Origin of the sequence: Bacillus sp. FJAT-27225 (genome assembly GCF_001685025.1) — a bacterium.
GTDB lineage: Bacteria > Bacillota > Bacilli > Bacillales > Cytobacillaceae > Bacillus_D.
Genome location: NZ_MAYU01000001.1, coordinates 168,635 through 188,405 on the forward strand (window position 1 = coordinate 168,635; position 19,771 = coordinate 188,405).

The following is a 19,771-nucleotide window of genomic DNA, read 5'->3' on the forward strand; positions in this document are numbered from 1 at the left end:
CAAATTGTATGCTAATTTGTCACTCATTTTTTATTGATATAAAGCGATTTAAGCAGAAAATTCAATAAAATTTGTCTGCGAAAATGCACCCCAATTTTTAAGAGTACAATGGCTGTTGTACCCCATCATTTTAACATACAAATTTATATTAAGATGCTTTAGGTTCTTCTAATGTTACAGTGTATCCTAAGCTTTCGAGTCGTCTAAGGGAATGCCGAACAATCGAATGTGGCCGTTGTTTATCAAAGTAGTCTTCACCTAAGTCTACATACATTTCTTTCCGGGGTTAAGAGATAATAAGCGATGCGCAACATGGCATGAGCACCTACAATTCCTGCACGTTTCTTGCCTTTTCGAGAAGCTGTACGTCTATACAGTGCTCCTAGATAGTTTTTGGATCCTCTTACAGAATAAGCTGCCTCCGTTAATGCTGATCTCAAATACTTGTTTCCTGTTTTTTGTTTTGGCCGATTTTCTTTTCCCTGCACTTTCGTTTTGTCCAGGAACAAGGCCAGCCCATGAACACATGTGGGCTGCAGAAGGAAACGATTCTTAACATGGGTCCCAATTTCGGATAAGATTTGCTCGGCCATTCCGGTGGCTAAACCAGGAATGGAATCCAGGCGCTCTATATCTTCTTGGTGGGAACTGACTCTTGCCGCCACCTTTTGATCCAGCATCTCAATTTGGAGGTTAAGCCTAATGAGAATTTATCTGTAAACTTTTTAGAAGTAGGCGGAGAGATATACTCTTCTAACGAAGATAGTAAGGTAATTATCGTAAAGCGAGAAAATGGAAGTTTAGAAAAAATGCCTTAAGAAGATTACTACAAAAATGAATGAAGGTTGTTACATTCTCTGTGGTGAATCGCCGTTTTTGCGATTCATGGATGGCTAAAGGGTGCTTTCCTTTAAGCAATAAATAAAGCTTGTATCTTAATTGTTCCTGTATTTTATTATCTTTGCTGAAAATAATAAGTTCGGGGGTGATAAAATGGCAACTGCTAAAATCGGGGACAATATTTTATTTAAGCGTGATGGGGAAAGGTATGAAGGAACTGTTACGGTTGTAAGAGAAAATTCTGTTATTGTTGAGTACGGATACAACAAAGAAAAAGATGAACCTATTACAACCATAGTCAATCATAAAAATTATAAAATTACGAATGCAACTTTGTGAACATTTGTACTTAAAGTAACGGGTGCTTTGATCCAAGAAGGATTAAGGCATCTTTTTGTTGAATTCCTTATCGAGCTAAAGGTGCAGTTTAGTTAAAGAAACCACCTCTCGCTAGCATAAAAATAATTTTCGAATTCAACAAGGTGATTCCCTCATTTGGTAAAATAAAGAAAAGGAGTGGGAATCGTATGAAAAGAAAGAGACCAACATTACAAAATAAATTGGAAATTCCGGTTAACATCTATAAGGGCGAGGATTTGATTGATGAATGCAAAAGCATCCAGGATGCGGCAAGGTTCTTTAAAAAAGAAACAAACGCAAAACGGTTCAATTGGTCAGCAATAAACAATGGGATATAGTTCGATGAACCATACGCTGGGAATGGGGCTACATACTTTTTTACAACCCATCCGGAAGCTGTGAAGCACAAAATGGAGAGTCTGAAGGAAAAGTCTTTGACAACCGGCATAGATTAAGTTTGAGGCTTCACCATTCTTGATTGGGAAGAGAGGCTAAAAATTGAAAAAAAGAAAACTTACTGGTTTAGAAAGCATGAATTTTGATTATGGACAGGGAGATTGGGATTTAAAAGACATATCTTCTCCCAAAACGAATCATTATCAGCGCCAATCAACCCTTAAACCAATATCAAAAGGAAAAACAATAGCTAGTGGATTAGGCAGCGGAATAATAGTCGCCATTGCTATCATTTTTTTTGTTTTAAAATTTGGGTTGAATGATGTTTCCGCCGCTGATGTCACTGGATATCTCAATAAAATTTTCACTCTGCAAAACCAGGCATACACATCCTTAAACGAAGTTCAGCGGAATTATACCCTTCAAGAAACTAATTCATTTCTGCAGGATTTAGACCAGAAAGATGCTTCTTTTCAACAAAGTCTTTCCAACGATTTATCGAAAATGAAGGTACCAAAAGGATTCGAACAATACCATCAGTTAGCAACTCATACCCTTCTTGATATTAGTCTGATTTTGCACCAGTACAGATTGAACAAACAAAGCGGCATAAAAAATACGGATACAATAAATCAACTGATTTTTGATCTGAACAACAATAAAGTCTCACAAAACCAGGAATTAATCCGGGTTTTCGATAGCAAGCATATATCATATACCTTACGACCGGATGGGACAATTTCTTCATATAGCGTCAAACAGTAATGGGTTTTTAATATCATATAGCCACCCTCGGGCGGCTTTATTTTGTTAATAAATATAGGTAAACCCGGTAAAATCTCAGGTAAATACTATTCTTTTTTGGTAATCTTTCGTTTTTATGGTTTTACCTTAAGCGCGCCGAACAACGAGATATTGTACTACCGACCATTTTCGATTGATGGCTACTTTATAACGAATTTTGAAGTTGAGAGAATGAAGTTAAAGGGTAGGGCTGAATACCCTTCTTGTTTAACTAACGGGGCAGCATTAGTTCAACAAGAATTTAAAGAACAGTTAGGAATGAGGAAGTACAATTTTGACTTTCGAGAAATTATTTTTGTATTTCGGAAGGGAATGAACGCAATTGAGAGTAATCTTGGAACTTATTCGAGTTATAGTAATACTTCTCATTTTGGGTGTTTTAATGGGAGCGTTCTTAAAGTTAATATATGCGAGTTTTGGAATAAATTTAGATAATACCAATGGTGCTCGGTTAGTTGGAATATCAACCCTGATTTTACTTTTTGTTTTGTATAGAAATAAACTTCAATTTTCTGGATTTTACAATGGAGCAGGTAAGGTAAAACTCTCGAAAAAATTTAGCCTTTCTTTGATTTTTTTCTCCGTAATAATGCTACTTTTAGCTCCCTACTTCAACTAACGTGTGAGTTGATCCAGGAAGGATTAGTGCCTTGTTGAATCCCTTATTAAGCAAACGTGGCAGGTTATTTGAATAAGCAAAATTGCCTAAAATTTGTAATTCTTGGTATAGTATAACCGAATAAATAACCTGGGAGGCAAAAATGAGAAGACCTTTAGGTGTTTCATTGATTAGTTTTTTTTATATCTTTGGTGCATTTATTTTATTGGTTACCACTATATTTTATAATCCTAATTCAAACGTTATTGGTATAGCTGAAAGGTTTGGGCTTTCTGCATTACCAGAACAACTGGTAAGAGTAATTGTTGCCTTATTCTCATTGGGAATGGTTTACGGCTATTTTAGATTGAAAAAATGGGGCTTTTGGCTAATGGACCTCTACTCAGTGATTTTTGGATTATTGAGTTCCTTACTTTTTACTAACCAACAACAACAACCATACTTAGGGAACTTTATATGGTCAATCATTGTGTTAGCTTATACCGTTTATATACGGGACTCATTTTTTAAAACAAAGTTTCAATATTAATTACCAATACTAGGGGTAAACCCAGCTCAACGTGCTGCCAATATAGGGCAGCACTTTTGTTATTCAGCAAAAGGGCAGAAGAGTTGAATAAGAATATCAATTGATGTTCTGTTTCTTTTGTTATTAAAATCAGAAATTTAAAATTAAAGTTTTAGTTCTTGTGTTATTATTTGGTTAAAGTGATTGTGCTAAAGGGCATTTAACGAATAATACTTTTTAAGATTTAAACAAAATATAAATCAAGGGGTGTTAAATATGTCTAAAGAAGTTATTGCCATAGTCGCCATAGTTTCTTTTGCAGTATGGATTGCGGTTTCCAGAGAAGCTGTAAAACCTTCAAAAGAGATAAATTGGCGAAAAATGATAACCTTAATCTTTGCGGGAACTTTATCGGCATTTGTTATAACCATTTCGCTTTTTCAAAGCCTGCCGTTTTAGTTCCGTTAACGGGTGCGTTTCTACAATAAGTGGAGACGCATTTTTTTTATTGAAGTAACGGGGCAGGTTAGCTTAAGAATGAAAATAAAAATATGCAGTTAAACTTTTAAATAGTGATATTTCTCAGTTCTAGGAACTGAGAAAAAAGGGGGACCACAATGAAAAAAACGGTCATTAAAGTATGCTGGACCATTATATGTATTTGTTTAGTAATGAAACTTATTTTTGGAGATAGTTTTATATCTTTTATTTTTACTGTTATAGGATATTTTACTTTTGCCACATATGCTATTGCCGTTTTAATTAAAGAGGAAGAATGATGTTATTCATTGTAGTACAGCATTTCTTTTACTTTTGGTTATATCCTTATGGGGCTAAAGGGGCAGGTTAGCACAATAAGGAATATGGAATTATATGTGTAATTTTATTGAGGAGAAAATACTTGGAGGAGGAACATTTGAGAAAATTAATGGTTTTAATTCTTTGTTTGTCACTAATTGGTTGTTCAAATACAAAACAAACCATCAAGGAAGAAAACTGGGTAGAAAGTGCAACATTGGTTAGAGAAGTTGTTGTTACTGACGATGGACAAAAAGGAGACTTTGTTTTTCGTATCGGAAATAACGGAAAACTTGGATTTGGAGAGTACGGTCCTTTCATTGCAGGTCAATCCCAAAAATATATGTGGCATTTTTGGGGAGATGAAAAAGTCCTAAAAAAACCATTTAAAGTAATCGGAGTGAACAAAGAAACAGGTGAGGAAATAACTGTTTTCCAATTACCAGGTAGTAATAGTCTTGCTCCTAATACTGGAGCTGACCACCACATTCCTTCGTCAATAATGTTGCCAAGCCCAGGCTTATGGCGATTAGAAGCCTATTTCGGCGACAAGTTGTTTGGGAATGTTGTTGTAAATGTGAAAGAAAGATAAGATGTTCTTGTTCAAAGGGTGCTTTAATCCAAGAAGGATTGAGGCATCTTTTTACGGTGGTCGTTATTGAACAAAAGGGGAGTATTCTTGTAACAAAGAAAAGTATGTGAATAAATGCACTTAAACTATCGGGTGCTTTAGTTAAACAACACTAAATTAATTCAAAGATAGCTTAGTCCCTTGCGGAGCTAGGCTATTTATAAAACAAAAAGCACCGCAAAATACGGTGCAAATAGAACTACATTTTACTTTACATATTTAGCTGTAATTTCATCTTTTACGATAGAAAACGGAACCCGTTAAGCGACTAGGCTGCCTTTTTCATAGTAAACACAAAATATTGACGGTGTTGACGTATTTTTTGTTTACCCCCATGGCATGCCGGTGTCCAATTTCTTGGCGAGCTGTTTGCTGTTTTCACGGCGCTTTTTCCGGGCTTTGGCGCGTTCAGCCCCGCTTTCATGAAGCATGATTTCTTCTTGTGTATGCGGGATGACTTTCGGTACTGTAACAGGCTTTCCGTCCTGTGATAATGCCACGAAGGTGAGGAAGGAGGTAGCTGCCAATTTACGTTCTCCTGTTTTTAAATTCTCAGAAATGATTTTTACAAAGACCTCCATCGATGATGTACCTACCCAGGTGACAAATGACTCCAGGCAAACTGAATCATCCTTCTGAATGGGAGTTAGAAAGTCAACAGAGTCCATTGAAGCCGTTACAATATCTGTTCGCGCATGCCGAGATGCGGAAATCGAGGCAACATCGTCTATCATGCTCATCAACTTCCCGCCAAATAAAGTACCATGGTTATTCGTATCAGGAGGCAATACCCGGCTTGTCTTGATGACTTTTGATGCCGAGCACGACTTTGTATGTTCGTCCATGTATATTCCTCTTTCCTAGTTTTTTCTATACTATTATAGTGCTAACCCGAAGTATATCCAATCATTAACAGCGAGAATAGTTTTAAACGAAAAAAGAGCCCCTTTAGGACTCTGTATTCAAAGCTTGTTCATTCAAGTTACCGTTAATAAAGGCTAAAAACAGGCTAGTTTGCAGGCAAGGTTATTTCAAACGTTGTTACATCTTCGTCCGACATGCACCGAATGCTTCCATTGTGTTTTTCAATAATGTTTTTGCAAACATATAAACCAATACCGGTACCCAGTTTTTTTGTAGTATAAAAAGGTTCAAAGATAATCTTTACGGCTTCTTCATTAATTGGCATTCCATTGTTAGAAATCCTAATTTTAATATCTTCTTTCCCTAAAAGTGTATCAATCGCAATACATCTTTTTCTTTCATTCTCAATGACAGCGTCAATCGCGTTCATTAACACATTTAGAAAAACCTGCTTTAATTCATTACGGTCACCATAAACAGTCGTACGAGCGTCTATATGGGAGACAACTTGAATATTTCCATCTGCAATACTCGGGTAAAGAAAATCAATTACTTCGGTTAATAGGTCTTTAATTGGAATGTTCTCGCATTTGTTATCGTAAACAATATTCAGTTTGGATGTATGGAGGAACTGGGTGATTCTGAATTTAAGCTGGTCCAGTTCGGTACTAACTACATCCAAATAAGGCAGGTCAGGGTAATCACTTTTTAAAAGGCGAATGAAACCCATCACAGATGTTAACGGGTTTCGGAATTCATGAACAAAGCTTGATGACATTTGACCAAGGATGGCCAGCCGATCCTTATGGGTTTGAGAAATATAATAGTTTATTTCCTGAAGTTTTTGGTCCTTTAATTCAGTGTAGCGGCTAACCGCATAATAACAGAACAAATCAAACTGTCTATTTATAATGTCGATGATGGGCTGAAGATCGATAGGGTCAATTCCGGAACAATAAACATGTTTGACGATTAGACTACGGCCAAGATTGACATTGTATACGAACTCGCCAATATTAATATTTGCATTTAGGCGTTCCTGAGCGACCTTACAGGCCAGAAATTTTAAATCGCTATCCGGAAATGGGGCTGAAATTGTCTTTATTGTTAATTCGTACATTAAATTCCCATTTTTCCGTATAAGGTCCCGGTCGTCCTCGATTTCATTTACGACAATTTGTTCTTCCCAATCATCCAAAAATAGTTGCTGATTTTCCTGAAGAAATCGAGCCAGCTTTTTGTACCTTTCAGATGTAACAATTGTTTTCATAGTAAGCCTGCTTTCTGTTGAAAGTTGGTACCGTTAGACCAAGAAATAGCAGTTCTTTTCATTATTGGCATAATGGAAATATACCACATTATTTAGAATTAATATACAAATTAGGTGGGAGTTATTTTTTGCCACAGGAAGGAAAGAGAAATGCGAAAGCGAATACATTAATATGTACAATTCTGGTAATTTTTCAAAAAATACAGCTTAGCTCCGGATTGCCTGAGCCGTAAATGAGGAGTGGGGAAATGGAATATCAAAAGCATCTTTTATCAGGTGAAGAGGTTTTAGAATTTGAATTTGATAAGCGGCAGGGTATCTTTATAAGCAATCGAAGAGTATTTAAAATCGAAGTTGTCCCTCATAGAAGAGATAATATTGCTTCTATTCCCTTAAACAAAATTCAAAAAGTCTCATTATTAAGTAATGGTACTGAGTTGCATATTAACACTGCAGCTGGGAACCTTCAGTACATGTTTAACACGAAACAGTATAAAGGAGAGCAGATTATCAGGCAGCTGCTCGAATTAATATGCAAATAAGATTTTTATAGGGGAATTGGCGCCTTTTTTTGGAGAAGGGATGGTTGGATATGTTTCAGCGGGCCAGTTATGTGAGAATTGGTATTTTGCTTGCTCTTTTTTTCTTCGTATATTACCAATGGGATAAAGAAAAAGATCAGTTAGAGTCTTCAGAGAGTATAGTGGAATCATTACTATTTTCTAATTTTGCCCGTTTAAGTGATGAATATGATGCTATCTCAAAAACACTTGAAGGGTATGACAGTACCTATTCCCAAAGAGAAAGAGACTTGTATTTTAATTCAATTGACCAGCATATTAGAAGCTTAAATTCAATAGGAACGGATTTCACCTTTTTAGTTCAAGCAAGTGATTTGAAGGATATTCTTCTTTATGAAGATTATATTTATCCATTGGAGGAATACCTTGCAAATATTAAAAATGGTTCCATAACAAATCAAAATAGCATTCATTCAGCCAGTCAAATTATTGGTACCCAAAATAAACAAATCTCCAATTTTGTTTACGGTGAAGTTGGGGTAGACGGGCTTAACTCGGAGGAAGGGGTTCAAGATTTACTAGATATCCTAAATGAATTGAATGAACAAGTGGAAGGGATTTTTAAATAATGGATTGCGCTAATCATTAGGGGGAGGTCCAATGGATATAGAAACATTGGAAGAATTACTTTTAGGAAACACTGGCCTACTCATATCCCTTAGGATGGGAGATGGTGTGCAACAGGTTAAGGTGTCTCAAATTATTGAAGTTATAGATCATCTCTCCGAGGAATGGGCGGAATCCGAGTCTATTCCAAAGAAAGCAGCGAATCTGTTCGTAGACTTATATGCGGCTGCATATTCTACACTTGGTCTTTATTCCGAGGAGGAGATGATAAGGATTGAGGATGCAGTAGATAAGATTATGGACTCGGTCAGAAAATGTTGGTCTGATAAAACTGTTTAGTACATATGGGAAGCAAACCTCTTATCCTGGTGGTTTGCTTTTTTTGTTACAGAATTCGACAAAGAATAATATTTTTCTTCTCCTTAAAAAAATTTTTTCATTATAATTGAAACAAATGGACTTTGGAATCGACTTGTTAGTAAGGAGGGATGAGGGTGGAGGGTCAGTTGGATATTGAAAGCTTATACAGGGAATATCATCGGGATATTTACCAATTTTGCTTATATTTCACGAATTCCGTACAAGATGCGGAGGATTTAACTCAAGAGACCTTTATAAAGGCAATCAAAAATTTAAAGTCCCTGGAGAAACAGGACCGGGCCAAATATTGGCTTTTATCAATTGCCCGGCATAGCGCGATTGACCATATTCGAAAAAGAAAATTAAAAACGATAGTACCCTTATTAATTGAAAAACTGAAAATGTCTAATTCAATGGAGAAATCACTGGATGAACATGTTCTGAAGATGGAGGAATGGGGAGAAGTACAAGCAGCTCTTTTAAAATTAAAACCTGATTACCGCACGATTCTTATTTTGCGTGGATTACAAGAGCTGACAATTAAAGAAACATCAGAAGTCCTGCAACAAACAGAATTAAAAGTCCGCGTTGATTTTCACAGGGCCGTAAAGGAACTTAAGAAACACATGAATGTATCGGAAAGGATGGTGTTAACAGATGGAAAAGAACGAAGAACTGGCTCTCGAAGCTAAACAACTGCTAAAACCACTATCATATCGTTCTTCGCTTGAACCTCGGCAGGAATTTGTAAACGAGTTACACCGTAAAATTGTTAAAACCGAGCCAAGGAGAAATAGAAAATTTCAACTTAGACCGATTTTTTCATTCGGGATGATTGCAGTACTGATTACTATTTTATTGTTATCGACACTTGATAGAGATCAACAGTTGGCTGCGGTACCAGAAAAGCCATTGCCAATTGAATCGGTTTCAAATCTAAAACAAGTACATGCAATTGAGTATGGAGAAGAAAAGGGTAAGGCTGGCTTATATTTCTTGGGCCAGGATGAAACATTGCCAGTCACTGTAACAGCTTTTGATATAGAGGACGGCACCTATTATCTTTTGGATGAAGCAAAGAGACAGGTGCTGGTTGTGAATGGCGATGGAAACACAAAGTCATTCCCGCTCAAGGCGGAAAGCAATACAACCGGAACCCTCAAGGATATTCTAGTGACACCTGATAAACAGATTTATATTTTGAATACAGCTAATCCTTTTGTTGTCTACCAATATACTGAGAAAGGAAAGCTAGTTAATACTTTTCAACTAAGCGATCATCATTTGTTTTTCCCAAATGAATTACGGCTTATAGAGGACATAGGAGTTGTGGCCAGCCAAAACCAGGAACAGTTTTTAAGTCTTGACTCAGGGGAAATAATCAAAGCAGATTCCCTTCCATATCAGATGAATCCGGTCAATCGAAAGGAAGCTGTTTTATCCTTAAATGAAAATGGGGTGAATACAAAAATAGATTTACGGTATGAGGAAGGAAGAGGGCCAAGTTCTCTTGTATCTCTTCGTGGCGAACAAATCTTGTTTACCAAAACCGAAGCGCCTGCAGTATTTGCTTCAGTGTCTGAAACGCATGTGTATGCATATGACAAACAGGGAGAAACATTGGGCGGAATCCGAATTCCAACTGAAAAATTCATAGAAGTTCCTCAAACCATTCAGACTTACATCAAATCTGATAAAAATGGCTTATATCTCTTGTCCCCCGAGAAGGAACATATCGTTATTTATGAATTAACCCTGGGTAAAAACTTTGAAAGCCATCTTCAGGAACAAGTTGAACAAGTGAAAATTGGTTACGACATTAAAACATTTGGCAAACCGTTCCCGGCGCTGGAAGCAGAAATCAAAAAGTTATTCGCCAGTGGAGCCATTTTCTCAGAGTATGGGGATGAAGGAAGCGTCAATGGCGTAGCGATTGATGAATCCGGGACAGCAGTCATTGATTTAAGGGAATTTCATGCCGGAAGTCCTTCGAGCTACCAAATCGGGGAAATCTCACAGGCGCTGGATAAGGCAATTTTCCAAACATTCCCTGAGGTAAAGCAAGTTTATATTCAATTCGATGGAAGCTTTAGTGCATGGTGTTCCTGGATGCAGATAACAGAGGAACCGTGGAAGCGGAATTAAAGAAATTAGGAAAATGCGTTGGTCCAAAAGGATCAACGCATTTTTTTGATGCTTTAATACAAGAATGAAACCATTCATTTTCAGAAAAATTGCTATCATCGCTTTCGCTTTTACTATAAAATGGAAGATAGAAGCAAACAGAACGGATCCGCAGGGGGTAAGGTATGTATACAAAAATTCTGGCCGTGTTCCTGATAGTAATTCTTGCTGGCTGCAACAATACTGCAAATGGAGAGACAGACAATTTTAAGCCCGCAAAAACAGATGTAGTGGATATGCATGGCCAGGTTGAAAACAGGGAAAGTCTTGATCAATTCATTGACGACGTTAATAAAGATGTAAACAGTAAGGTAACGGTTATTCGCTATACTATCGAAGGCGATCCTATCATACACGATCTTACCTATGAAAGAAATGAGATAACCTTTGTGTTCGATACGACACACGACCAGTATGGAAGCGGTATTGTTGATACAAATACATGTAAAACAATCTCAAAGGCAGAAACAGACACTTCTATGAAATATCTCCTTAATCAATGCGAAGGACTCTCAGAGGCGAGTTATGTCATCCTCGACATAGACTATGATGTCCAAAAACAAGATAAATTCGAGTTTGAGCTTAAGCATGGTGAGGACCTTGAAAAAATCGCAAAGAGTGACATGTATTCACCAGACGCTCTAAAGGAAATTTATAAAACAATGGTATTGCACTCGTATTTGAATGAAAAAAAGTTGGAAACATGTTCAGATGGATCGGGCTATGAACTGACTGTATGGATAAATGGAGCCAAAAGAGAGTATAAATGGGGAGACTGTGATAAGGGAAAAGATGCGAAAAACATGACGAATATCGGGAAAGAAATTATAAGACTCGGAAATTAGAATTAAAGATTCATCCTAAAAAAAATAGTAAGTGGGAAGGGATGAGAAAGTGTTCTATTTACCTATGATTTTATTGGGAGCGATCGTTTTACTCGGTATCGGCATTGATTTAATTTCGTTTAAAAGGAAATCCAGTAGTACACCTGAAAGCCTTGATCACACAGCTATTCAAAAGGATTGGTACAAACCATTCTCTATTAATAGCTAATCGCTTAATTTTGGAGGGAAGGATCCGATTTGTTTCGAGTTGTTTTTTTCATAAAGAAAGGGGACTGAAATGGCTTTAAAAGCAGGCGATGTTTTGATGTTTGAACGGACCTTCACAAAAGAAGATGTTGACTTGTTTATTAAAGTTTCGGGTGATGAGGGCTCACACCATATAACTCCTGATGACAGGGACGATCTGTCATACAGGGCTTGTTAACAGCCACTTTGCCAACCAAGATTGGCGGTGACCATAACGTACTCGCAAGGAAAATGGATTTCGAATTTTTAAGGCCTGTCTTCACGGGGGATACCATTACCTGTGAAGTTACAATTAAACAATATGAACGGATTGAAAAAGGCAGAATTGCTATTGCTTCATCCTTTTTGTGTAAAAATCAAGATGACAAGGAAGTCGTACTAGGAGGATTTTCAGGAGTAATCCTTTTATAAGGAGGAAAAGTGTGAAAAGGCTTCTCATATGTTTCTCAATTGCCCTGCTCTCAGCATGCAACTCGTTTGGAGTTACAGAGGATGTAAAGGCAACTAAAACATCCAGTTTGCAAAAAATTATAACGGCTGCCCCTTATGCTGATATTGTAAGTGAGCTAACACTGAACATCGGAAAGGTTCCTTTAGATTATCAACCAAGCACCTCTATTATAGAATGGGGTTCCTTCGATAGAATTAAAGAGTTGTCGGATGACTTGTTAAGCGCAATTGAAATACTTGAAAAAACGGAAAATAAAGAACTCAGGAACTATGTTCGAATTGATTATCCTAACTCACTTGTTTGGGTTCCGGTGAACGAAGGGGAATCAACAGGGGTTTTAGAAGTCTCAGGAGAGTACTACACATTCAGGGTTTCCAATAATTCTATAGTAAACATTCAAAACCATATTAAAGGAATAAGAAGCACATTGGAAGAAGATCGGATGTTAATTCAACGACGAATAGGTACTGCGGACACATATGAAGAAGTGGAACTAACTTCACTATTGGATCGGGATAAAATTCGAAACATTCTTGGTGACGCTGCATGGGAAAATGCAAAGGTACAAATGGCGGACCTCCCAGATTTTAAGATTGTTGATAAGTATTTAATTTGGGTTAATACAAACAATATCCAGATTATCTTTCCTGCACAAAATCAATACACAAAAATAACAGGGAATGGTTTTAAGGATTTATATGAAATACTGAGTAGGCTTTAGATAGAGAAGGTTAGGGAGATATTAATTTTACATCACTCAAAAATCTTGAGTGATGTTTTTTTGGAAAATCATGGTGACAGCTCCTCTTTTATAGTGTATATTTACACTAATGACCTTGATTGTTACCAGAAAATTGGTAGAATGGAAATCCTTTAAAAGAATCGGTGTTCCATATTTCCTTTAAATAAAGCATTTAAAAGATACAGACTATTGGGATTAATATTTACAATACTTTTACATCCAGCACACCAAATCTTGGTTATAACTAGTTTACTATGTTTATATAGGAGTTTTCTATATATGGAAAGAGGGAGAATACATGGTAGAAAAAGCACTTGAAGTCCAATCCTTAACAAAAACAATCAGGGATAAAGTGATTGTTGATGATGTTAGCTTCTCGGTTGAAAAAGGAGAAATTTTCGGACTGCTTGGCCCAAATGGTGCCGGGAAGACTACGATTATCCGGATGATCGTCAGTCTGATCGGCCGGACAAAAGGAACTGTTAGTGTAAATGGCTATAATTTGGATTCTCAGTTTAAGGAATCGATGAGTGAAATTGGTGCAATCGTTGAGAATCCGGAATTTTACAAGTACTTGAGCGGTTATAAGAATTTAAAGCACTATGCCAATATGGCGAAAACGAAAATCAGCGAGGAGCGAATTCAGGAAGTGGTCCGGCTGGCCGGGATTGAACAAGCCATCCACCAAAAGGTAAAAACGTATTCTCTTGGCATGAGGCAGCGGCTTGGGGTAGCCCAGGCACTTCTCCATTCACCGTCGTTATTAATTCTTGATGAGCCAACAAACGGACTCGATCCACAAGGAATCCGGGAATTCAGGGATTATTTAAGGTCTGTAACGAAGGAAGGGATTTCGGTTCTTGTATCGTCCCATTTATTATCTGAGATGGAGCTCATGTGCGACCGCTTTGCGATTATTGAAAAGGGAAAATTGATACATATTTCGCATATTAAACAGCTGCATGATGAAAACCAAGATGTTCAGACAGTTATATTTGAAGTGAGTGACCATGAAGAGGCAATCCGGTTGTTAAGCGAAAACAATATTGGTGAAGGTCCGGAGAGGTTGGAAAAAGATCAGTTTTCTATCATTCTCGATAGGGAAGGTATCGCTGCGGCCAATCAAGTATTGGTAAAGAATGATATTCGTGTATATTCAATCACCCCAGTATCCGCTTCGCTTGAAGACCGGTTCCTGGAACTCACAAGCAAAGAGAAGCAGGAGGTAAAAACACGTGTCCTTGCTAATTAAAAATGAAATGGGTAAAATCTTTGGTAAAAAGGCCAGTTGGATTTATATTTTGATTATCGTAGCTGCAGTGATCCTGGGGGGAATTCTCCAGCAAAAAATGAGCGGCGAACCGAACGAAAATTGGCGTGAGGAAACACAGGCTAGGGTAGACCAGCTACAGAAGGATTTAGAAACAGCTCCGGCAGAAGAGAAAGAATGGATGGCTGACGTAATCCAACGTGAGCAAAGCTTTCTTGATGAGAACATTAATCCAAATGCAACGAGCAATTGGCATTTTATGAATGAGGTCGTAGTGGGTACCTCAATTCTCGTCACATTGTTTGCAGTCATTGTCGCCAGTGCAAGTGTATCCTCGGAATTCTCCGACGGTACAATCAAGCAACTACTAATAAGACCTTATGAAAGATGGGTCATTCTTTTATCCAAGTATATTTCAGTCATTCTCTACTCAATTTTGTTATTATTGGTTTTGATTGTTTCTGGCTATCTGACCGGGACTATCCTGTTCGGAAATGGTGATTTCAATGCCAGGTTTGTTGAAATGGCAATGGAAGGACAAAAGATTGCCGAGATTGGACCTCAATTTTTCTTGAAAGTATTGTATACTCTGCCAAGCCTTTTAATTGTCATTACGATTTCGTTCATGCTGTCCACATTGTTTAGAAGCCAGTCATTGGCAGTAGGAGTTGGGATATTTGTATTGTTTATTTCTGCTACCCTTGGCGGACTCATTATATTACTCGCTGAGAAGTACACATGGGCGAAATTTTTGATTTTCCCGCATATGGATTTATCTGTATATGCATTGCAGGATAATATTTTACAAGATGTCACACTATCACAATCACTCATGATATTGGCAGTTTACTATGTTATTTTCATCGCATTGACTTTTAGCTTTTTCCAAAAAAGAGATGTCAGTATTTAAATTGTATAGTTAACGAAAAGCGTTAATCCAGGCAGGATTGACGCTTTTTTTATAGAAGGTATTCTTTGTGTAAAATACGAGGAGGTTAACTATGGCGAGCGAACGGAAAGTTGTTGTATTTATTGCCCAAAGCCTGGATGGTTATATTGCGACAAAGGATGACTCACTGGAATGGCTGTTTCTGGTCGAAGGTGAGGGGGATAACGGCTATTCCGAGTTTTATGAGACTGTCGATACAGTTTTAATGGGTAAAAGAACGTACGATTGGATCATGGAACAAGAAAAGGGGAATTTTCCTTATCATCCAAAAGAGTGCTATGTTTTTACCAGATCGAAGATAGAAGACACCGACAATGTTACATTTTTTAATGGGGATATAAAGGCTCTAATCGATCAGTTGAAGAATAAAGAAGGCAGAAATATATGGGTAGTCGGCGGCAGCGACATTTTACATACGTTTTTCACAAAACATTTAATTGATGAAATGATTGTAACGATTGCGCCGGTTGTCATTGGGGAAGGGATACCGTTATTTAAAGAAGGTAAATATCAGCTAGACCTGCATTTAAAGGGAATCAGAACCTTTAACCAATTTGCTGAATTGCATTATTTGGTTAGAAAATAATTAAAATTGGAGGCGAACATGGATAAATCATTTCGAACATTTCTTGATACGTATTTAGATATTTGGCGAAATTCCTCAATAAATGAACTAAAAGAAATAATCTGCAGGGACTACCAGGCAAGAGAGATCTCTGAAGGTAAGATTATTGATTTTGGGTATGAAGAATCAATATTCGGCTGGGAGGAAGGATTTAAGTTTGCTAAAGAAAACGCTGCTCAATGGAAAGTAAATGAACTGTCTGTCATTCCATTAAGAGCTGATGAAACAATTGTTATCCTTTCTGCTACCCTAACTATAGAAGGTAAGGACCTAAATACAGCCAATCTATTTTTTCAAACCTTTAAAAGAGTGGGATTGGATGAGTGGAAGCTGGTAAGAAGTTATATAGAAGCAGGGGTTTCATTATTATAACTATGTAATTCACTTAGAAAGCACCAAGCAAACTTTCGGTTTAATGCACGGGAGAAGCATCTTCACCTTTAAAATAAATTATAAAAAAACTGGAGATGATGAAGTGTGCATCAATACCTTCAAAAAATTTCTACCGATTTAACCACAGACCAAATGGGATTGTATTGGCCGGGTTTTGAATTGGTTGCCTATGCAATTTATGATGATTCTACTGTTTATTTATTTAACCATCCAAAATTCAAAAGTGACTTGGAACAACCATATGCAACAGTAAAAAGGGATAATCAATTTGCAGCTTGTACGTTAATTCTATATGAAAATTATCCAACTGCCATCGTTGATATGAATTTGGTTAAAGATTACGAAAGTCTTTATGCTACTCTCGTTCACGAGCTATTTCACGGCTATCAGTACTTAAAGGGGGAAAGCCGATTTCCGAATGAAGTTATGGGCATAACGTACCCGCTCTTAGTGGAAAACATTCAACTTAGGAATTTGGAAAGAACAAACCTGTTTAGTGCCTTTAACGCAAATAACAGCGATGTAAGAGACCAATATATTCAGGCTTTTATTGCTATTAGGGAAAAAAGAGAATCAATCATCAGCGAATATCTTATTTATGAATCCCTAATAGAAACAGTGGAAGGCCCCGCTTGGTACATAGAATATAAAGCATATAATCAAAAAAGTTCTCTCCCTTACAATTCGGTACTAAATAAATTTGCTCCAATCTTAACTGACAATCTAGAGTCTTCACTCCATTTAAGAAAAAGTTGCTATGGTTCCGGATTATTTATGTGTTTATTGCTTGATAAAATTGTGCCTGATTGGAAAAGATCATTTTTTGATTCGAAAAACAGTTTATTTGATTTTTTAAAACAACAGGTTGGAGATTTTCAAAAGGCTTTAATTGGTGACGTCCCAATAACTAAAAAATCAGAAGAAATATTCGATGTTGTCATGGAAAGCACGAGAAAGCCCTTTGAACAGTTCAATATGGAACCAGGTATACATCTTCACATCGAAGGAACAATCACCATCAAAAGTTTCGACCCAATGAACACCATCTCACTGGATGAAAAGCGGTTATACAAAACTTTTTTAAGGGTTAGGATCAACGAGAAGGATTATCTAATCAAGCAGCCTGTCGTTGCTTACTTTAATAAAGAAAATAAAAGTGTAGAAAAAATACATCTTATTCTAAAGGAGCCCCCTATTGAAAGCAATTACTACATAACAATTGAAGAGATTGGAGTAATAGAAGGCAAGTATCTAAAAAAGGGCAATTATTTGAGTATAACTGTTAAATAAATCAACAAGGGTTTGTTCAGAGGTTTATGGGAATTCTAATAGGGTAAAAGGCAATGAATCCCAGCGTGCTATTGTTAAGGAGATCCTATGGAAGAACACGAACAATTTCTTATAAAAAGAGAACTCGGAAGGCTTCTAATGGACTTGAGTAAATGCAGTGACCCCATATGCAAAGAACAAATACGTGAAGACATAACTTTTTTACGTACGGTTATTTCTGATACCCTTTTATAAATAAGGGTTTTTTTTTGACTTTTCCTAGGCGCTAACAGCTGCTAAAGTGAATGAAATGGTTAAGTTAGTTATCATTATATTTGTCACGTAGTTAGGGAAAATGGTTAAATTTTCGATAGTTGATAATACATATCACCCCATTAAGAAAGGATGTTAGTATTGAACAATTCTCTAAAAGAGTATGCGGTGTCGTTTTTAGAAATGGTCTCGTCAGGTGAAGTGCGCGAAGCCTACAAAAGGTACGTTGGGCCAGACTTCCGTCATCATAATCCATATTTTCGCGGAGATGCTGAGTCACTTATACTGGGTATGGAAGAGAGTGCCAACACGAATCCAAATAAAGTTTTTGAGGTAAAACGTGTCATTGCAGAGGGTAACCTTGTTGCCGTTCATTCCCTGGTAAAACAAAATCAAGAAGACCGTGGAGGGACTGTAGTTCATATCTTCCGGTTCGAAAACAATCTAATTGTCGAACTCTGGGATGTAGGCCAGGCTATACCCGAGGATTCTCCTAATGAAAATGGAGTGATATGATTCTAAGTTTGTTAGTAAAATTCAATAGAATTTTTGAGACGGCAGGGTTTCCTGTCGTTTTATTTTTTATAATTGAAATTGGCCGTATTAATTCTTTCTGATTACAGGGAGCGCTATTACTTCCGCAGCAAACCAGAACCGTCGCCTTTGCTTAAAATTTTGCGAATTGTGTAACTTTTCATCGTTATTATTCGTTGTTATAGTATCAAATCTCCCGAAAGGTGATGAGCATTTGGAGAAAGAGCACATCAGGATAAAAATACATAATTTGTACCATGAATACAATCAAGACCTTTTTAACTATCTGTTTTTTATGATAGGGAACCGGGAGCAGGCGAAGGATATAGTACATGATGCGTTTGCCCGCGCCTTTGAGAAATATGAATCGTTTAATGGGGATAATCCTAAAAGCTGGCTTTATCGAATTGCTCGGAACCTGGCCATTGATCACATTCGGAGAAAAAAACCATTCCGTTATTATTTCGATTTTATTCCTGTAATACCATCCAATGAAAGAGGTCCTGAACAAATTGTAATGTTTAATGAAACAGAAAGGCATTTGTATAAGGCAATGCACCGGTTAAAACATTCATACAGGGAGGTCATTGTTTTACGAAAAATAAAAGAATTGTCCGTTCTTGAGACTTCACAGGTTTTAGGTTGGTCCGAAAACAAAGTGAAGGTAACATTGTTCAGAGCAATGAAGGAGCTTAAAAAAGAACTGGAAAAGGAGGGTTTTGCCAATGAAGCAGAATTACGCTGAAGCAAGTGAGTTTAATAGGAGCTTCGCCTCAATGAAAAAGAAAATGATTCTCACTGAAAGGGAAGAAACTCAACTTCTTGAGTCTATAAATCATAGAATTGATGCTCACAAACCAAAGAGTTTAAAACGGTCAAACTGGAAATACCGTTTAGCTTTGCCAGGTGCTGCTTTACTTTTCATTTTGCTTTTTATTCCTACGCTCTTAAACGGCATCATCGAAAAGAATACCGGAGGAGCCCGGACACCTGAGCAAGCGGTTGAAAAAGTTTATGAAGCTTTGAATAGTAGAGATTTTGAAACCTTCTATGATTTGCAAAGTGAAAGCTTAAAAAAATTTATGTTGAAAGAAACAGGACTGACTAGGGAAGAGTTTATACAGGCCCAGAAAAATGTGAATGTTCAATCAGTTGAAGTAAAAAAGGTTGAAAAACTTGGAATTGAAAGCGACGGGCGAACCTTGGTCGCGGCTACAATTTATACTCCTCTCTCAACCCGAGGCCCAGCAACGACAGCCGTTACAAAGTATTTGGTGATAAAAGAAGATGGACAATGGAAAATCGATGAAACCGTTAGTATGGAGGTAGTGGAATGGGATCCTAAGTAAGTATGTGTAGAAAATTTGAAGGATAAAGTAATTGAGAAAGGTT

At 37.1% G+C, this 19,771-nt stretch carries 25 protein-coding genes and 1 pseudogene; 23 read left to right on the forward strand and 3 right to left on the reverse strand.

Annotated features, from left to right (window positions below):
• Positions 1 to 254: 254 nt before the first annotated feature.
• Entirely contained in the window at positions 255 to 665 is a 411-nt protein-coding gene (locus A8F94_RS26625; protein WP_302621281.1) for a transposase, read from the reverse strand.
• A gap of 328 nt (positions 666 to 993) precedes the next feature.
• Between A8F94_RS26625 and A8F94_RS00895 the strand changes: the two genes are divergently transcribed.
• The 7 genes from A8F94_RS00895 (at position 994) to A8F94_RS00920 (ending at position 4,917) form a co-directional block, all read left to right on the forward strand.
• On the forward strand, positions 994 to 1,179 hold the full coding sequence (locus tag A8F94_RS00895) for a DUF2187 family protein (RefSeq protein WP_077247506.1): 186 nt from the start codon (positions 994 to 996) through the stop codon (positions 1,177 to 1,179).
• A gap of 188 nt (positions 1,180 to 1,367) precedes the next feature.
• Entirely contained in the window at positions 1,368 to 1,538 is a 171-nt protein-coding gene (locus A8F94_RS25530; protein ID WP_175384325.1) for a hypothetical protein, read from the forward strand.
• 160 nt (positions 1,539 to 1,698) lie between these two features.
• The gene (locus A8F94_RS00900) at positions 1,699 to 2,361 is read left to right on the forward strand and encodes a hypothetical protein (RefSeq protein ID WP_066194140.1); all 663 of its coding nucleotides are present in this window, start codon (positions 1,699 to 1,701) and stop codon (positions 2,359 to 2,361) included.
• 800 nt (positions 2,362 to 3,161) lie between these two features.
• Entirely contained in the window at positions 3,162 to 3,548 is a 387-nt protein-coding gene (locus tag A8F94_RS00910; protein ID WP_066194146.1) for a hypothetical protein, read from the forward strand.
• A 255-nt stretch (positions 3,549 to 3,803) separates the two neighbouring features.
• A complete protein-coding gene (locus tag A8F94_RS00915; protein ID WP_066194149.1) occupies positions 3,804 to 3,986 on the forward strand; it encodes a hypothetical protein in 183 nt (60 codons plus the stop codon).
• 158 nt (positions 3,987 to 4,144) lie between these two features.
• Entirely contained in the window at positions 4,145 to 4,306 is a 162-nt protein-coding gene (locus tag A8F94_RS25535; protein WP_175384326.1) for a hypothetical protein, read from the forward strand.
• 137 nt (positions 4,307 to 4,443) lie between these two features.
• The gene (locus A8F94_RS00920) at positions 4,444 to 4,917 is read left to right on the forward strand and encodes a hypothetical protein (protein ID WP_077247575.1); all 474 of its coding nucleotides are present in this window, start codon (positions 4,444 to 4,446) and stop codon (positions 4,915 to 4,917) included.
• 365 nt (positions 4,918 to 5,282) lie between these two features.
• Here the strand turns inward: A8F94_RS00920 and A8F94_RS00925 are convergent, their stop codons facing one another.
• A complete protein-coding gene (locus A8F94_RS00925) occupies positions 5,283 to 5,801 on the reverse strand; it encodes an acyl-CoA thioesterase (RefSeq protein ID WP_066194152.1) in 519 nt (172 codons plus the stop codon).
• Positions 5,802 to 5,965: 164 nt separating this feature from the next.
• Positions 5,966 to 7,090, reverse strand: a complete 1,125-nt coding sequence (locus A8F94_RS00930; protein WP_066194155.1) for a histidine kinase N-terminal domain-containing protein — start codon at positions 7,088 to 7,090, stop codon at positions 5,966 to 5,968.
• 248 nt (positions 7,091 to 7,338) lie between these two features.
• Between A8F94_RS00930 and A8F94_RS00935 the strand changes: the two genes are divergently transcribed.
• The 16 genes and pseudogenes from A8F94_RS00935 (at position 7,339) to A8F94_RS01010 (ending at position 19,728) form a co-directional block, all read left to right on the forward strand.
• On the forward strand, positions 7,339 to 7,632 hold the full coding sequence (locus tag A8F94_RS00935) for a hypothetical protein (protein WP_066194158.1): 294 nt from the start codon (positions 7,339 to 7,341) through the stop codon (positions 7,630 to 7,632).
• A 44-nt stretch (positions 7,633 to 7,676) separates the two neighbouring features.
• Positions 7,677 to 8,240 (forward strand): hypothetical protein, encoded by a 564-nt coding sequence (locus tag A8F94_RS00940; RefSeq protein ID WP_066194161.1) that lies wholly within the window; start codon positions 7,677 to 7,679, stop codon positions 8,238 to 8,240.
• 31 nt (positions 8,241 to 8,271) lie between these two features.
• A complete protein-coding gene (locus A8F94_RS00945) occupies positions 8,272 to 8,577 on the forward strand; it encodes a hypothetical protein (RefSeq protein ID WP_066194165.1) in 306 nt (101 codons plus the stop codon).
• Positions 8,578 to 8,732: 155 nt separating this feature from the next.
• Positions 8,733 to 9,290, forward strand: a complete 558-nt coding sequence (locus A8F94_RS00950; protein ID WP_175384327.1) for an RNA polymerase sigma factor — start codon at positions 8,733 to 8,735, stop codon at positions 9,288 to 9,290.
• Entirely contained in the window at positions 9,256 to 10,743 is a 1,488-nt protein-coding gene (locus A8F94_RS00955) for a GerMN domain-containing protein (RefSeq protein WP_066194172.1), read from the forward strand. Before A8F94_RS00950 ends, A8F94_RS00955 begins: the two co-directional genes overlap by 35 nt.
• Before the next feature lie 164 nt (positions 10,744 to 10,907).
• The gene (locus A8F94_RS00960) at positions 10,908 to 11,627 is read left to right on the forward strand and encodes a DUF4362 domain-containing protein (RefSeq protein ID WP_066194175.1); all 720 of its coding nucleotides are present in this window, start codon (positions 10,908 to 10,910) and stop codon (positions 11,625 to 11,627) included.
• A 277-nt stretch (positions 11,628 to 11,904) separates the two neighbouring features.
• A pseudogene (locus tag A8F94_RS00965) lies at positions 11,905 to 12,284 on the forward strand (enoyl-CoA hydratase).
• A gap of 11 nt (positions 12,285 to 12,295) precedes the next feature.
• Positions 12,296 to 13,045: a hypothetical protein gene (locus tag A8F94_RS00970; protein ID WP_066194178.1), complete on the forward strand. Its 750-nt coding sequence runs from the start codon at positions 12,296 to 12,298 to the stop codon at positions 13,043 to 13,045.
• Positions 13,046 to 13,364: 319 nt separating this feature from the next.
• Positions 13,365 to 14,318, forward strand: a complete 954-nt coding sequence (locus A8F94_RS00975; RefSeq protein WP_066194182.1) for an ABC transporter ATP-binding protein — start codon at positions 13,365 to 13,367, stop codon at positions 14,316 to 14,318.
• Positions 14,302 to 15,246 carry an ABC transporter permease gene (locus A8F94_RS00980; RefSeq protein ID WP_066194189.1) on the forward strand — a complete coding sequence of 315 codons (945 nt, stop codon included), beginning with the start codon at positions 14,302 to 14,304 and terminating at the stop codon, positions 15,244 to 15,246. The genes A8F94_RS00975 and A8F94_RS00980 overlap by 17 nt, the downstream gene beginning before the upstream one ends.
• 91 nt (positions 15,247 to 15,337) lie before the next feature.
• Entirely contained in the window at positions 15,338 to 15,871 is a 534-nt protein-coding gene (locus tag A8F94_RS00985; protein WP_066194191.1) for a dihydrofolate reductase family protein, read from the forward strand.
• An 18-nt stretch (positions 15,872 to 15,889) separates the two neighbouring features.
• A complete protein-coding gene (locus A8F94_RS00990) occupies positions 15,890 to 16,282 on the forward strand; it encodes a flavoprotein (RefSeq protein WP_066194196.1) in 393 nt (130 codons plus the stop codon).
• A gap of 180 nt (positions 16,283 to 16,462) precedes the next feature.
• Positions 16,463 to 17,593 carry a hypothetical protein gene (locus A8F94_RS00995; protein WP_139069996.1) on the forward strand — a complete coding sequence of 377 codons (1,131 nt, stop codon included), beginning with the start codon at positions 16,463 to 16,465 and terminating at the stop codon, positions 17,591 to 17,593.
• Positions 17,594 to 17,986: 393 nt separating this feature from the next.
• Positions 17,987 to 18,361: a nuclear transport factor 2 family protein gene (locus A8F94_RS01000; RefSeq protein ID WP_066194199.1), complete on the forward strand. Its 375-nt coding sequence runs from the start codon at positions 17,987 to 17,989 to the stop codon at positions 18,359 to 18,361.
• A 232-nt stretch (positions 18,362 to 18,593) separates the two neighbouring features.
• Positions 18,594 to 19,124, forward strand: a complete 531-nt coding sequence (locus A8F94_RS01005) for an RNA polymerase sigma factor (RefSeq protein WP_254660757.1) — start codon at positions 18,594 to 18,596, stop codon at positions 19,122 to 19,124.
• 31 nt (positions 19,125 to 19,155) lie between these two features.
• A complete protein-coding gene (locus tag A8F94_RS01010) occupies positions 19,156 to 19,728 on the forward strand; it encodes a DUF4878 domain-containing protein (RefSeq protein ID WP_175384328.1) in 573 nt (190 codons plus the stop codon).
• Positions 19,729 to 19,771 lie beyond the last annotated feature (43 nt).

Bases quoted from the DNA above. Each gene is read 5' to 3' on its own strand.
- A8F94_RS00910 (WP_066194146.1), top strand. From the start codon at position 3,162: ATGAGAAGACCTTTAGGTGTTTCATTGATTAGTTTTTTTTATATCTTT.
- A8F94_RS00935 (WP_066194158.1), top strand. From the start codon at position 7,339: ATGGAATATCAAAAGCATCTTTTATCAGGTGAAGAGGTTTTAGAATTT.
- A8F94_RS00985 (WP_066194191.1), top strand. From the start codon at position 15,338: ATGGCGAGCGAACGGAAAGTTGTTGTATTTATTGCCCAAAGCCTGGAT.
- A8F94_RS25530 (WP_175384325.1), top strand. From the start codon at position 1,368: ATGAAAAGAAAGAGACCAACATTACAAAATAAATTGGAAATTCCGGTT.
- A8F94_RS01010 (WP_175384328.1), top strand. From the start codon at position 19,156: ATGAAAAAGAAAATGATTCTCACTGAAAGGGAAGAAACTCAACTTCTT.
- A8F94_RS00960 (WP_066194175.1), top strand. From the start codon at position 10,908: ATGTATACAAAAATTCTGGCCGTGTTCCTGATAGTAATTCTTGCTGGC.
- A8F94_RS00895 (WP_077247506.1), top strand. From the start codon at position 994: ATGGCAACTGCTAAAATCGGGGACAATATTTTATTTAAGCGTGATGGG.
- A8F94_RS00930 (WP_066194155.1), bottom strand. From the start codon at position 7,090: ATGAAAACAATTGTTACATCTGAAAGGTACAAAAAGCTGGCTCGATTT.
- A8F94_RS00975 (WP_066194182.1), top strand. From the start codon at position 13,365: ATGGTAGAAAAAGCACTTGAAGTCCAATCCTTAACAAAAACAATCAGG.
- A8F94_RS00955 (WP_066194172.1), top strand. From the start codon at position 9,256: ATGGAAAAGAACGAAGAACTGGCTCTCGAAGCTAAACAACTGCTAAAA.
- A8F94_RS00925 (WP_066194152.1), bottom strand. From the start codon at position 5,801: ATGGACGAACATACAAAGTCGTGCTCGGCATCAAAAGTCATCAAGACA.
- A8F94_RS00915 (WP_066194149.1), top strand. From the start codon at position 3,804: ATGTCTAAAGAAGTTATTGCCATAGTCGCCATAGTTTCTTTTGCAGTA.
- A8F94_RS00990 (WP_066194196.1), top strand. From the start codon at position 15,890: ATGGATAAATCATTTCGAACATTTCTTGATACGTATTTAGATATTTGG.
- A8F94_RS00945 (WP_066194165.1), top strand. From the start codon at position 8,272: ATGGATATAGAAACATTGGAAGAATTACTTTTAGGAAACACTGGCCTA.
- A8F94_RS25535 (WP_175384326.1), top strand. From the start codon at position 4,145: ATGAAAAAAACGGTCATTAAAGTATGCTGGACCATTATATGTATTTGT.